The organism is Pseudomonadota bacterium (assembly GCA_018242545.1).
Lineage (GTDB): Bacteria > Pseudomonadota > Alphaproteobacteria > 16-39-46 > 16-39-46 > 16-39-46.
In genome coordinates this window covers 1-14305 of sequence record JAFEBT010000053.1, presented here as the reverse complement: position 1 = coordinate 14305, position 14305 = coordinate 1, and the positions used below count along the sequence as shown (strand labels likewise).

Sequence of the window (14305 nt, the reverse complement as noted above, 5' to 3'; positions counted from 1 at the left end):
CCTCAATATCTCTTCTCTCTCCTTCTTTGTCAATTTAATTGATGACACGCCCTAACGGTTTTCATTTTATTTTATATTTACAACAATGCTCTTTAATATAAGAATAAAAACATGTCTCTAAAAAAATATATTTTTGCTTTCTTATTTTTTATGCCATTTACACTTTGTTATGGAATGAATACATTTCGACAAGGTATGACTATGTTTGAGGAAGGAAATTTTGAAGGTGCAAAATCAACTCTTTGTCCTCTTGCAAGAAAAGGAAATGTGCTTGCTCAGGCTTATATTGAGGAAGCAGAAAATCTCCTTCAAACACCACGAGAATTGCGATTTAAATCGAAAAAGCCTTTTGGAGCCATGTCTGCAAAGGAACGCGCCTATGTAGCGCCAGCAGAAGAATGGGTAAAAGCTTCTGTTATGCTTTTAATGTATCGAGGAACTTCTTTAACTATTCCAAAAGATGCAAATAACGCAAGAAAAAAAATAAAGCTTTTAATGACAAACGATAGAATGAATGCGAATGCTTGGTGTGTAGCTGCTGAAATGAATGCTGCGTCGAAAGATAAAAGTTTTGATAACGCCCTTTTTCAGGGAGAGTATAGAATTGCCCACCAGATCTCTAAAAGCAATTTAAACAAAATGGTTGGAAACCAAGGGGATGCTTTCTTATCTTTATTAAGAGAGCTTCAGCAAGATGGAAATGAGTCTAATATCTATTGGAGAATATATCAATTCGTTCGTCCTCATAATAAAGCTATGGCTAAAAACTATCTTAAGATGGCTTTATTTCATGGAAATGGAGATGCCCTCTTTCCTTATTTAGAAGGAGGGTTCTTATCTTCAGAAGAAGAAGGAGATAGAATGGTTCATTGGTTTGCGGCACATGGTCATAAGCCTGCTTTATGCACAATAGGATATTATTTTGAGCAAGGATCCCATGGGTTTCCTCAAGATCTTAAAGAAGCTTTTAGGCTTTATAGTGAAGCCGCAAACGGAGAAGATGGATATCCTGTTGCACAATTTAATTGCGGAAATATTCTGAGACAAAAAAAAGGAAAACGTAATTTAGAAAAAGCATTAAAGTATTTTAGGCATAGTTTTAATAATGGTAGAGGCGATAAAAATGCTGCTGAACAAATGAGAGAAACACTTCAAGAACTTTATGAGACACATTATTCTGGAGAAGAAAATATTCCAGCCGCTCTTCGGAAGATTCGAGATCAATTTGAGAAAATTAGAACAGCGCATTCTTTGGATACATCCGAATCCAGAAACAGCACAGCTACAGCAGTCTTAGGGACCAAATCAAAAGCTGAAAACATAGATCTTTCTGAAGCTCTTCAAAGTGCTCTTGAAGAACTTCAAGAAATTAATGCGCATCCTCAATCTTCTTTAGCTGAAGCAGCAGATACCCCGGAGCTTTCCTTGACAGAAAAATTTTATGCGGAGGCTATAGAAATTTTACAAGAGCTTCCTTTTGAATATTATACAGAAGAGACATCTAAACTTTTATCGAATCTCCTTCTTATCCATCATCAGAAAGGTTCGCCTTCTCAAAGAGACTACATAGAGAACTTTTTAAGTGAGAATAGACAGTATTATTTTTTGTTTTCGGAACTATGTCGTCAAGAAGATAATTCATTGCAAATTGAGCTTGCAAATCAATATCTTCTTAGAGCATTAAAAGAAAGAGACCCAGCAGCATTATTAAGAATATCGATAATGTCTGTTCCTGAGTTTGAGCAATTAGCAGTAACTTTAAAAGATTTTGAGCAATACGGTATACTCTTTTTATCCGAAGAATGAAGGTATTCAAAAAATTTAATTCCTTAAAATCTTTTTCCTTTCTTATTTACGACACAATAACCTGTCGCTCCTAAGCTTCTAAAAGGATTTGTTCTTTTGTAATGCTTTATTATGACAAACGAGGATTAGGAACCCATCGAATAATAGAGATCTATCTTGCTGCATACCTATTGGATATTATTCACTGCATGGCACAATGAGGCATGAGGACGTCCGTTGACCTAACTTTATATTACATATCTTGGATATGAACATTTGGATTGTTACTCGGGACAACAGTATTATCAATCTCAACGGCTGCTTTATTCTTAAGCTTCATTTGGCCGCTTGTTACAACCAATTCTCCCTCTTTGAGACCTTTTAGAATTGCAACCTGATCACCTCTTTTATCCCCTGTGGTTACAAATCTTTGGACTGCTCTTAAAGACGGATTTTCCTTATTATCTTGATTTGTTTTTTCAATAACATATACGTAAGTTCCATAAGGATTAAACGTTAAGGCTGTTTGTGGTAATGTTAAAAATTTTTGAGGCTCTGATGTGTACAAATCAATAACGCCAAACATACCAGGGAGAAGGTCTCCATTTGGGTTTTCGACATTAGCTTCAATTAAAAAATTGCGCGTATCAGCATCAATAATGGGGTTTATGGACGTGATTTTTCCAGAAAAAACTTTTTGAGGATACATATCAAAGTGCAGTTGAATCTTCTTTCCAACTTTAATCATGGGCAGCATCTGCTGAGGAAGTGAAAAATCTATCAAGAGAGCCGAAGTGTCTTGAAGGGTTACGATGACATCTCCTGTATTTAAATAATTTCCAGGATTTAAATTACAAATCCCAAGCCTTCCCTTAAAAGGAGCTTTGATATGCTTCTTTTCAATAAGCACTTCTATTTCTTTTTGTTGAGCTTCTTTATCTTTTAAGTCGTAGAGATCTTCATCAACTTTTGCTTGGCTTATGGCTTGAGCTTTAAGCTGTTCTTGGTCCCTTTTATATGTAATTTTTGCCATTTCCACTTGCGCTTTTAAGGACTCAAGTTGGGCTTTTTCAGTATCTGCGTTCAAATCAAGAAGGGGATCTGATTTATTCACACTATCTCCTGAATTGAAATAAATCTTTTCAACGATACCAGGAACCTCAGGAACAATATTGCTTCCATTCACAGCAAGAAGCGTCCCTGTTGCTTTAATTTGAGGTTGCCAAGATTCAAACCTTACTTTCTCTGCCGAAACTGTTATCAGTTGTTCTGCATTTTTCTTCATGTAGTCTTTAATTTGCGCAGCTTTATAGAGTTGGAAGGCAAAAATACCCCCAAATACCACTCCTACTAAAAGCAACATAATGATCATACGCTTTATCATGTTAATATCCCATTGTTTGATTTTCCTGTGTCAATTTCTCTTCCCATCCGCCTCCTAAAGCTTGAAACAAAGCCACTGTATCTGTAAAACGTAAAGCAGAGGCGTTAATTGTATTCAAAAGAGTTTGTAAGTATTGAATTTCTGCATTTAAAACAGAAAGATAAGGAACACCTCCAACTTTGAATTGACGCTCAGAAATGAGGAATGTTTTTAAAGCTTTTTCTTGAGCAGAATTTTGAAGTTGAAAATTTTTTGCGTCTTGAACAATACTTCTCAAAGCATCCGCAACCTCTTGAAAAGCTGTTAAAACTGTTTGGCGATAATTCGCAAAAGCTTGATCATATGCCGCTTCCATGGCTCTTTTCTCAGCAGTTAAAGCCCCTCCTTTAAATAAAGGAAGTAAAAGTGAGCTTCCCAGACTCCAAACAGTTGCACTATTTGCCATCATATCATGCGTCGAAAGAGCCATAGTGCCCACACTTCCAGTTAACGTTAAAGTTGGAAAAAAGTTTGCTTGTGCAACGCCAATATTCGCATTGGAAGCTTTTAAAAGAGCTTCAGAAGCTTTTATATCAGGTCGTTTTCGAACAAGCGATGCGGGAAGCTGAATCGGTAGGTTCCGAGGCAGATGAAGATCTTTAAACGTAAAAGGCATTCTTTGAATTTCTTCAGGGAACTCTCCAACGAGTACAGATATCGCATGGGATGTATAATAAAGTTGTTTTTCAAGAGTAGGTAAAAGTGCTTGTGTTTGCGCTAAAAGAGTTTCTTGTGTTAAAATATCTACTTCTGCAGCCCCCCCCATTTTCAATTGCGCTTTCATAATTTCAAGAATTTTCATCTGAACATCGATCATTTTTTGGATGACATTTATTTGTTCCCGAAGAGATGCCTCTTGAATAAGCGTCGTGATAAGGGTTGACACCAATGTTAAATGAGCGGCCTCCCATAAATATTGCTGATAATCAACGTCTGCAAGAAGGGCTTCCATTCCACGTTGTTGCCCGCCAAAAAGATCAAAGGTATAAGACATATTCAAAGAGGGATTCCAAAGATTATAGGTTGTGGGCGACCCCGTTGTTCCCGAAGACGCCGCAGTAACCTTTTGTCTTTCTACACCAAGGTTTAAATCAACAGATGGGTAGAAATTATTTCCAGAAAAAATAGCAACATTTTCTTGCGCTTGTTTAAGCGCACCTTCAGCTGCTTCTAATGTGGGACTATGTGCGAGGGCTTTCTCAATGAGCTTGTTAAGAGGCTTGGACTTAAATAAGGTCCACCAATCATGCTGTAACTTTTCTCCAAAATTAAAATGCTGTTCCTCTTGCCCTTTTTTTTGAGCCTTCGGGGTTACGTCAGGAAAATCTTTGACATACGTTTGGGTATGGGGGGGGGCTGGACGCTTATAATCTGGTCCAACCGTGCAAGCTGTTATTAAGAATGAGCCAAAAATTAGAAAGACATAGGTCCAAAAATAATTCATACCCTGTTTATACCTTTTATTTTTTTATTTATTTAGGGTATCAAAAAGCCCTCACACTCTTCAAGGTGTTTAATGCCTTAACTTTAAAATTTTAATTTTAAAGGCATTCCTACCACAAATTAAAATTTAATAAAAAAATTCAAAAGCCTGTTTTTAGCTTAAGAATACGCTCTATAGCATCTCTGAGGAAAGAAGCTGATAAAATTTTATCTTCAAAAGCTTCTGTAAGTATTTTTAAAATTTTTTCAATATGCATAGGAGAGGGTGCAAATCCTGGCACAGACTTACAGGCATTTGGATTATTTGAAATTGTAAGGAGATCATGTCCTGCAAGAAGTGCTTTTAAAGCCGCTTCTTCCGTTTTCATAATGTTTTGGATAGCCCCCATATGCAAATCATCTGTTGTGATCACTCCTGAAAACCCTAACTTTTCGCGCAATAGGCCTGTTATCAGATCTTTTGAAAATGTAAGAGGCAACTTCTTTTCCCACTGTTGATGCGACAAATGAGACGTCATAATACAAGGAGCTTCTCCTAAAAGTGTTTTAAAAGGAATAAGGTCCTCTTCTTTCCAAGTTTCTGTTGCATCTGCAAATCCTTGATGCGTATCTTCTTGAACGCGACCATGGCCTGGAAAATGTTTTAAACATGTTAAGACATTAAGACGAGCATGCGATTTTAAGAAAGACCGGGCATATGCAATAACCATATGGGCTTGCGATCCATAACTTCTTCCTAAAGATCCAATGACTGGACATTTTAATCCGACCTCGGGGTTTAAATCAACGACAGGCGCAAAATTTAAGTTAAATCCAAATTGTTTCAGTTTTTGTGCAAGCGCACTATAATAACCTGTTGCCTCTTCATGTGTAAATTTTTCTGCAACCTGTTCGGCCCCAAAAAAATCTGAGAATCCTTTTTGAGAGGATAATCTTTCAACTCGACCTCCTTCTTCATCAATACTCATCAAAAGAGGATAAGGTGCTTTTAAAGATTTAAAATAGGATGTTAAGGCTAAAACTTGGGATGGAGATTGAATATTATGTCCAAAGAAAATAAGCCCCCCAATTTTTCCTTCTTCAATCTGACGTGATAAAATCTTGATCCAAGGATCATCGGGTGTTGTGCCCCAAAACCCAACATTCAAAAGTTGTCCAAGATGATTTTTAAGGTCTAAATCTGTCACTTACATATTCCTTTTTAAAAAAGCTCTCTTATGAATCCCGGCGTTAGAATGCTAAAAGGATTCACATGAACTTCTGGATGATCTGCAATTCCTTTAACCTCATAGGAAATTGCTAAAAATCCTTTCCCCGATCCGCCTGATAGTATATCTCCAATAAAGGGGATTTTACCAATTAAAGAATTAAACATGTAGGCTGGAATTATTGTTCCATGAAAATTAAGCGTTTTTTTAATCCTGTCCATTTCCCCTTTTAAAGTGACGCCTGTTGAGCTATTTTCTGCAAGACCATGAAGTATTTCTAATTTATGATCATTAATTTTAAAATCTAAAGAAGCATTCCGGAACAACATTCCTTTCTTTTGATTTAAAGCATCTGACATCCACTCGAGTGAAGCCAAGGATAGAACTTTTGCAACAACAGGTGTTTTAAGAATCCTAAAGTCCTCTAAAAGAGCTTTCCCTTCTAAAAAAGAATCCACATGCGGAGAAGATTTTTTTGCAGTAATATGAAGTTTGCCTCCCTCTATATGATCATAAAAATCAATCGCACGCAAAAATTCACCCGCATTTGACGTTTGAAGATGAAGAGAATGTCCAGGTGAGCCTTTTACATGTTCATAAGCAAAATCAAAAAAACTTCCCTCCTTGAGTTTTCCTTTTGAAATCGCTTTCTCTATACGATTATTAATTCTTTTAAGATCAAAAGAGAGAGATTTTACGAATTCATCTCGATTCAACCAAAGGCGATCAAGAATAAGATCAAGACTCAAATCAAGAAAAGTGTCTTTCGATTCAGTCGCTTCAGAGGCAACATCCGTTTGAGAAGGACGATCTTGATCTTTAAAAATCCAAGACATATCCATCTCCTGCCCTCTAATTTTAACGTGATATAAATTTTGAAATGATTTGTCCATTAAAATCATGAAATTATTACGCGGTGTTTTAACAGTGGAAAGATCAATCTTGATGACCTCTTGTGTCTGAAGGTTAAGAATTGCATTTCCTTCTATAAGAAGCCTTGGGCCTTGCAAATAAATATTTGAAAAAACGCAAGGGCGTTTTTCATCTTTCTTATGAGCAGAAGGTAGTTTTCCAGTAAAAGAAAGAATGCCAGGTTCCTTTATTTTTTTATGAATATTAAGCTCTGGTACTTTTATATCTATATTTTTAAGATCTGCTTTTACATCTATTTCTGACGCTCCTCCCTTTTTTTCCGTCATTGAAAAATCAAGGCCAAGGGTGCCTCGCATATACTTGTTCAAAAAAATCCCAAATTCTTCAAAAAAGGAAAGAGGATAGTCGCCTTTTAAAGATAATTTACGAGAAAGGCCCTGCTGCTGATTCTTAAAATATTCATTCCATAAAATATGCGTCTTAATTTTTTTAAGATCTCCGTACCCATTTAAAATTAAATTTAACTTATCCACGTCCAAGTTAAAAAAACCATTTTCTATTTTAAGACTTCTTTTAAGGCTGGTTCCATTTTTCCTTTGTTCAAATAAATGTGTATAAGAAACTTTCTCCAAAAATGACTTTGTCGATACATCAATTTCATCAAGCGTTAGATGGCGCAAAAGAGGAAACTTTAAAAGAAGATTTACAGTTGCCATACCTTGAAAATCTCTTGGTAGGATCCCAAGTTGTGTTGGATATTGAAGGGGTTTTTTATCAATAACTTCTAAAATTCTTTGTAATTTTCCTTTCAATGTAAGGTTTATCTCAGCCAATTCATCGTCTTGAGACAAATCATAAAAATAAATCCTTCCTTTCGTGACCTGAATTCCTTCAACTTCGCCTTTAAGAATCTCAATATTAAAATCATCGTTATTAAACTTTACAATGCCAGAAACATCTGTCGCAGCTGGAAGCCCTTCTATATATTGAACATCAATTTTATTAATATTAAATCCACCCTCTACTTTTGTAACTTTACAAAAGAAATTCCTTTCTTTTTCATAAAAGGAAGACGTCTCTGCCTTCAAATGGACAATAATATGATCAATGTCTCCTTTAGACAGATTCTGTAATATCCAGCTTCGCGTTGATTCCGCTAGATTTTCAGGCCATACGGCAGAAAATTGGCTGAGAGGAAGCGGCTCAACTTCAAAATTACTCTCAATTTCTATTTTTCCATTCGGAAGAATTTGACCTTTTCCGTGGCCTTTTACATCAATTCCCTGCCAATTAAATGTTGGAATAGAAAATTCTAGAACGTGCCCATTTTGTTTCGATGTTCCTAAAATGCTTAAATTTGGAATGAAGAAAGTTCTCTTATCCAGCTTGGGAAGGCATATTTTAGCATTATTTAATTCTATCCTAAATTTTAAAGAAAAATCCTGTCCATTTTGACGTGTTAAAAACATATTCAGTGTCGTCTCTAATGTCGCGCCTTCCTCTTTTTGAGTAAGATGTAGTTTTCCATTTTCAATAGATATCTCTTCAAGATTTTGAATTACTTTTTGAAATTTTAGAGCTTCTCCTTCAGGAGCGATATTTTGTTCCTTCACAAAATTAGTTAACAATCCCAAGATTAAAAAAGCATCTGGATTTTCTTTTACGTCCTTAATCTGAATAGCTTTTTCGCTCTCCAATGACACACTAAATTCAGGCTCCAAAAAACTTACCGATCTAAGCTTTAAATCGCCTTTTAAGAGAGCGCCATAATCCGCATGAATGGTTATTTTCGGAATCTTTAAAAGAGGCGTATGATCTTTAAAAAAAGTAACTTCTTCCATAAGAAGCGTTAAGGGGTCAGAGGCACCGTTATATTTAAGAAAAATCCGATTAACATCTGTAATAAGAGGTTTTTGAAACGTGCTTATGTTCACGAATGTTTTTAAAAAAGTTATGTCAATGGGACCTAACGCTAAACGTAAGCTTAAAAAAAGTATCCCTACCAAACTGATGCCAAGGAGGATCAAAAAAAGCTTTACAGTTTTAAAAAAGAGTTTAGAAACAACACGAAGAAACCCACGTGAAAACACCATTGATATCCTTTAAAAACGCGATAAATCCATGATGATAAGGGATGACTAAATATATCCTTCTTGATCTTTTCATCTCTTAAGACCTCTCATTTCACATGATTTTGAAATACTTTAGTAAGATCTGCAAGAAAAGATTTCATTTTTCTTTGTTTTTTCCTAAAATTACTTTCTTATTCCTTCATTTTTAAAAATTCTCTTGAAGATTTTAAAAAGAGAGCGTTAGATAAAAAAACATTCATTCATAAATAAGAAGGAAATTTTATGTCAATAATTTTAAAAGAAGGTGATCCTGCCCCTCTCTTTGAAAGCAGCCTTCCTGATGGAAGCCCATTTGCACTTTCTTCCCTTAAAGGAAAGAAAGTCATTCTTTATTTCTATCCAAAAGACAACACACCTGGCTGCACAAAAGAAGCCTGTGATTTTCGGGATCATTGGAAAGATTTTCAAAAATCAGATGTCGTCGTTCTCGGAATTTCACGTGATTCTCATAAATCTCATCATATCTTTAAATCTCTTTTTTCTCTTCCCTTTACACTACTTTCAGATGAGAATGGAGAAATTTCGAAAGCCTATGGAACATGGGTTGAAAAAAGTATGTTTGGAAAAAAATACTTTGGTCTCGAGCGCGCGACATTTCTCATTGATGAAACTGGAAAAATTCAAAAAATTTGGCGCAAAGTAAAAGTCTTAGGGCATGTTCAAAAAGTTCTTCAAGAAGCTCTTTCGCCTTCTCAGAGAGGATAATCATGCCTTTTTATGCTCTTTTGATTCTTTCTCTCATTCAAGGGTTAACAGAATTTCTACCCATCAGTTCTCAAGCCCATCTTATTTTCATTCCTTCTCTTTTAGGATGGGAAGAGCACGGACGATTTCTCGATGTTGCGATTCATCTTGGAACCTTGCTTGCTGTACTTATTTATTTTTATAAAGACCTCTGGAAGCTTCTCTTAGATGGTTTTTTTCCATTTTTTCAAGGAAAAATAACACAAGAAGGAAGGCTTATTTTTTATCTTATTATTGCAACTCTTCCAGCAATTGGCGTTGGATACATTCTCCATTCTCTCTTTGGAGATGGACTTCGAAGCCTCACGATTATTGCTTGGACAAGTATTATTTTTGGTATTCTCCTTTATAGTATCGATCGTCTTTGCCCAGCCACAAAAACCCTTAAAGAAATGCTTTGGTGGGAAGCTATTCTCATTGGATGCGCTCAACTCTTTTCTTTTCTCCCTGGAGCCAGCAGGTCAGGAACAACCATAAGCGGCGGACGGTTTCTGGGGTTTTCACGAATAGAAGCCACCCGTTTCTCGTTTTTGATGTCCATTCCTGTTGTGACAGGCGCTCTTGTTTTGACAACGAGTGATGCCTTTAAACATCATGGGACAGAACCTTTTACGCAAACGCTTTTTTGGGGTATTCTTATTTCTTTTGCCTCTGGCCTTTTCGCCATCTCTTTTCTTATGAAATGGCTTAAACACCATTCTTATGCCCCGTTTATGGGGTATCGCATTCTCTTAGGAATCGGACTTTTGATTTGGCAAGCTTTAAGTCATTAAGTTCTGAAAAATATTTTCCAAATTTTCTCTTCTTTTATCTTTTTATTTCAGGAAAATGCTGTTGATAAAAAGCTTTCATATTTTGTGAGACAATATCTTGTACACGATGATCTTCAAAAAATTCTTTTAAACCTAAAAGCCCATTTTAAAAATGGGCTTTTAGGTTATGTGTCCTTAAGAGACTTTTTATATCTTGAGAAGATTTAAATTCTTTACCACATTGAACCAACCACAGTGTCAGCATTTGAAACAATTTCTTCATCTCTAAGGGGTTGAGCATAAGTTTTTGCGAGAATTAGACCTTGCTCTCCTACAGACCGAGATCTTATTAAATAAGCTCTTTGACCAGAAACTTTATCCATACTTATCCCATTCACAAAATGATCTTGGTTATAGGGGGCATTTGCTGCAGATAGGATATCACCAAAAACAGGATAACCCTTAGCATCTTTTGCCTCAGCAATATACTTTCCACGTGTTTCTGGATTTCCGCCCGCAAGATGTCGTCCACAATTTGTTAAAAGCATCACTTTTCCATAGTCTCCGTGATTGATTTTATCTATGATTACATCTAAATCTTCTCCAGAGGCCGTTATATCTTTATAAAGGTTATCAAATTCTGAATCTTTATGCATATTTTCACGAAAATGGATGTCTTTTACTTTCTCTACTTCTGCCGGAAGAGCTGCTATTAGAGAGACAGAAAGTGAAGCATTTAAAGAAAGAAAACTGATTAAACAAACAACATATTTTTTAGACATTATAATTTCCTTTTATGTTAGTGTTATTATTTTTTTACTTTTTACATAAAGCTTTCAAATCCTTCATGATAAAAGTACTCATCGTGTCATCTCAATTTATACAAGAAATCTCTTTTAAAGTAAATTCTCGTTTGGTCCTCTTTAAATCAAAGAAATATAAGCAAGCTGAAATTTTTTACAAACGGATTTTGTTGACGAAGAATGGGTTCTTGAGTAGGATGTTTTATATGATTTCATTCCATTAAAGATAAAGAGGACCTCCATGTCAAATGCTCAAACCATCACAGATGCATCTTTTGCAACAGATGTTTTAAAATCAGATCTTCCTGTTGTTGTTGATTTTTGGGCACCTTGGTGTGGACCTTGTCGCATGATTGCTCCTATTTTAGATGAACTTTCTGATGAACTTCAGGGAAAAATTAAGATTTTTAAAATGAATGTTGATGAAAACGCATCAACACCTTCTCAATATGGTGTTTCAAGCATTCCAACTCTTATTCTTTTTAAAGGCGGAAAAGCCCTTTCTACAAAAATTGGAGGCGTCTCAAAAGCTAAGCTTCTCGAATGGGTGCAAGACGTTCTTTAATAAGAAATTTTATTTAAGTTTTATTTCGAAGCCTGATCTTAAGTCTTTTTTTTAGAAAGTTTTCTTTTTGAATGTCACGTTCTCTCGAGGTTGTTACCTTTGGTTGCAGATTAAACGCATACGAATCGGAAGTTATTCGAAAACATGCTGAGAGTGCCAACCTTACAAATACGGTTATTATTAATACGTGTTCTGTCACAAAGGAAGCCGAACGGCAGTCTTTACAACTCATTCGTAAATTAGGTCGAGAAAACCCCTCAACCTCTGTTATTGTGACAGGCTGTGCCGCCCAAATAAATCCAACGACCTTTTCTAACTTTTCGAATGTAAACCTTGTTCTTGGAAATCTTGAAAAGCTAAACCCTTCCATTTTTCAAGAATATAGCGAGAATCATGAAACACACACCGTTCAAAAGATTCAAGTCGGAAATGTTTTTGACTCAAAAATTCCCCATACACCTCTTGTTTCAACCTATAAAGGTCTTGCACGCGCTTTCGTTGAAGTTCAAAATGGATGTGACCATCGATGCACATTCTGTACAATTCCCTTTGGACGCGGAAATAGCCGAAGTGTTCCTCTTGGCGAAATAGTCCATCAAATTAAACATCTTCTTGAAAAAGGATATCAAGAAATTGTTTTAACAGGTGTTGATATAACCAGTTATGGTCAAGACCTGCCCGGACGTCCAACATTAGGACAAGCCCTCAAGCGTCTTTTTAACCTTCTTCCCACGCTTCCACGCTTAAGACTTTCGTCTCTTGATCCTGTTGAAATTGATGAAGATTTATATCGCTTATTCGAAACAGAGCCACGTCTTATGCCCCACATCCATTTGAGCATTCAAGCTGGCGATACCTTAATCTTAAAACGTATGAAAAGACGTCACATTCGGGAAGATATTTATAAAACATGTTTGCGTCTTAAAAATCTGCGCCCAAACGTTGTCTTTGGGGCTGATTTTATTGCAGGGTTCCCGACGGAAACGGAAGATATGTTTAACAACACACTTCGTCTCGTGGAAGAGATAAATCTTACTTATCTTCATGTTTTTCCATACTCTCCCCGGCCAGGAACCCCGGCAGCTCGAATGCCACAAGTTGAACGTTCTATTATCAAAGAGCGTGCAAGACGCTTAAGAGAGCTCGGCGCACGTCAACATGAACGGTATCTTTCTGAACTTCATGGCAAAACCTTAGACATTCTTGTTGAATCCTCTGATCGCGGCCGCACAGAAGGATATGCTTCTGTTGAAATTCCTCTTGGAAGCGCTCCTTTTGGATCTATTGTAAAAGCCACACTTAAAGATGTTTTATCTTCCCCTTTAAGGATCCGAGGAGAAATTATATCTCCCCCCCTCTTTCCAAATTTTCCATCTTTATTATCTTCATTAACTTCCACGTCTAAGGAGACGGCTCATGCCTTCTGACACTCCAAGCAAAGGATGGTTTAAACGCCTTAAAGAAGGGCTTCATAAAACATCTTCTTCTTTGACATCCGGCATTACGCAAATTTTTACCCATAAAAAGCTTGATGAAGAGATGTTGGGCGCGCTTGAAGATCTTCTTATCTCAGCAGATGTTGGACTTAATGTTACCCAAACCCTCATTGATAAACTTCGAAAAGAACGTCTTCATCAAGAAATCTCTGAAAAAGAAGTTCGTGAAATTCTTGCCAAAAATATTACAGAACTTCTCGAGCCTTATGTTAGGTCTCTTCCGGAGATTAAAAATCACACTCCTTTTATCATACTTGTTGTCGGCGTTAATGGAAGTGGAAAAACCACGACAATTGCAAAACTTGCACATTATTGGCAAGAAAAAGGGACTCAAGCCTTATTGGTCGCTGGAGATACTTTTAGAGCGGCAGCTGTAGAACAACTCAAAATATGGGGAGATCGGCTCAAGCTTCCTGTTCTCTCAAAGGAAACAGGTTCAGATGCTGCTGCTCTTTGTTTTGAAGCTGTGGAACAAGCAAAACAACTTAAAGAGCAACTTGTTATTCTTGACACGGCTGGGCGTCTTCATACAAACACAAACCTCATGGATGAACTTGAAAAGATCCGCCGTGTCATTAAAAAAATAGACGCAACGGCTCCTCACCTTACCCTTCTTGTGGTCGATGCCACCTTGGGACAAAATGCCTATCAACAAGTTGCGGCTTTTCAAGAAAAAGTCCATGTCGATGGGCTCATTCTCACGAAACTTGATGGGACTGCAAAAGGCGGTGTTGTTATTGGCCTTTCAGAGAAGTTTAAACTGCCCCTTTATGCCATTGGATGCGGCGAACAGATCAATGATCTCAGGCCTTTCGAAGCCCATGATTTTTCATCTCTCCTCATGGGGGTCCAGGAAGAAAACGTCTAATATCCCATAAGGAAGAAACGCAAAAAGCCTTTCTTTTTTAAACATCTTAATCTTTTTGAAAATCTAAAAATAAGATGATGCATCATATATAAATCATGATTATTTTGTGATTAACTATAAAATAATCAAGACTTGTGCATAAATTTTCCTGCTAGCGACTAGGGCGTGTCATCAATTGAGCCAAACGATAGAAGCAATCATATAAATAGCGCC

11 protein-coding genes are annotated in these 14305 nt (G+C 36.5%); 6 read left to right on the top strand and 5 right to left on the bottom strand.

Going from position 1 to position 14305, the window contains the following annotated elements:
* The first annotated feature begins 111 nt into the window (after nucleotides 1–111).
* Nucleotides 112–1806 (top strand): sel1 repeat family protein, encoded by a 1695-nt coding sequence (locus JSS34_06905; protein MBS0186049.1) that lies wholly within the window; start codon nucleotides 112–114, stop codon nucleotides 1804–1806.
* Between the two features lie 232 nt (nucleotides 1807–2038).
* Here the strand turns inward: JSS34_06905 and JSS34_06900 are convergent, their stop codons facing one another.
* The 4 genes from JSS34_06900 to JSS34_06885 form a co-directional block, all read right to left on the bottom strand.
* On the bottom strand, nucleotides 2039–3169 hold the full coding sequence (locus JSS34_06900) for an efflux RND transporter periplasmic adaptor subunit (protein ID MBS0186048.1): 1131 nt from the start codon (nucleotides 3167–3169) through the stop codon (nucleotides 2039–2041).
* Between the two features lies 1 nt (nucleotide 3170).
* Nucleotides 3171–4652 (bottom strand): efflux transporter outer membrane subunit, encoded by a 1482-nt coding sequence (locus tag JSS34_06895; GenBank protein ID MBS0186047.1) that lies wholly within the window; start codon nucleotides 4650–4652, stop codon nucleotides 3171–3173.
* 139 nt (nucleotides 4653–4791) lie between these two features.
* The gene (locus JSS34_06890) at nucleotides 4792–5838 is read right to left on the bottom strand and encodes a glycoside hydrolase family 3 protein (GenBank protein MBS0186046.1); all 1047 of its coding nucleotides are present in this window, start codon (nucleotides 5836–5838) and stop codon (nucleotides 4792–4794) included.
* A gap of 14 nt (nucleotides 5839–5852) precedes the next feature.
* Complete coding sequence (locus JSS34_06885) at nucleotides 5853–8825, bottom strand: AsmA-like C-terminal domain-containing protein (protein ID MBS0186045.1); 2973 nt, start codon at nucleotides 8823–8825, stop codon at nucleotides 5853–5855.
* A gap of 261 nt (nucleotides 8826–9086) precedes the next feature.
* On the opposite strand from JSS34_06885, the gene bcp reads away from it, so the two are divergent.
* Together bcp and JSS34_06875 are read left to right on the top strand one after the other, a co-directional pair.
* Complete coding sequence (gene bcp, locus JSS34_06880; GenBank protein ID MBS0186044.1) at nucleotides 9087–9569, top strand: thioredoxin-dependent thiol peroxidase; 483 nt, start codon at nucleotides 9087–9089, stop codon at nucleotides 9567–9569.
* A 2-nt stretch (nucleotides 9570–9571) separates the two neighbouring features.
* Complete coding sequence (locus JSS34_06875) at nucleotides 9572–10381, top strand: undecaprenyl-diphosphate phosphatase (GenBank protein MBS0186043.1); 810 nt, start codon at nucleotides 9572–9574, stop codon at nucleotides 10379–10381.
* Between the two features lie 212 nt (nucleotides 10382–10593).
* On the opposite strand, the gene JSS34_06870 is transcribed toward JSS34_06875, so the two are convergent.
* Nucleotides 10594–11142, bottom strand: coding sequence for a hypothetical protein (locus JSS34_06870; GenBank protein MBS0186042.1), 549 nt, complete (start codon nucleotides 11140–11142; stop codon nucleotides 10594–10596).
* A 262-nt stretch (nucleotides 11143–11404) separates the two neighbouring features.
* On the opposite strand from JSS34_06870, the gene trxA reads away from it, so the two are divergent.
* The 3 genes from trxA (at nucleotide 11405) to ftsY (ending at nucleotide 14092) form a co-directional block, all read left to right on the top strand.
* Nucleotides 11405–11728: a thioredoxin gene (gene trxA / locus JSS34_06865; GenBank protein ID MBS0186041.1), complete on the top strand. Its 324-nt coding sequence runs from the start codon at nucleotides 11405–11407 to the stop codon at nucleotides 11726–11728.
* 71 nt (nucleotides 11729–11799) lie between these two features.
* A complete protein-coding gene (gene mtaB / locus JSS34_06860; GenBank protein MBS0186040.1) occupies nucleotides 11800–13155 on the top strand; it encodes a tRNA (N(6)-L-threonylcarbamoyladenosine(37)-C(2))-methylthiotransferase MtaB in 1356 nt (451 codons plus the stop codon).
* Nucleotides 13145–14092 (top strand): signal recognition particle-docking protein FtsY, encoded by a 948-nt coding sequence (gene ftsY / locus JSS34_06855; GenBank protein ID MBS0186039.1) that lies wholly within the window; start codon nucleotides 13145–13147, stop codon nucleotides 14090–14092. Before mtaB ends, ftsY begins: the two co-directional genes overlap by 11 nt.
* Nucleotides 14093–14305: the final 213 nt, after the last annotated feature.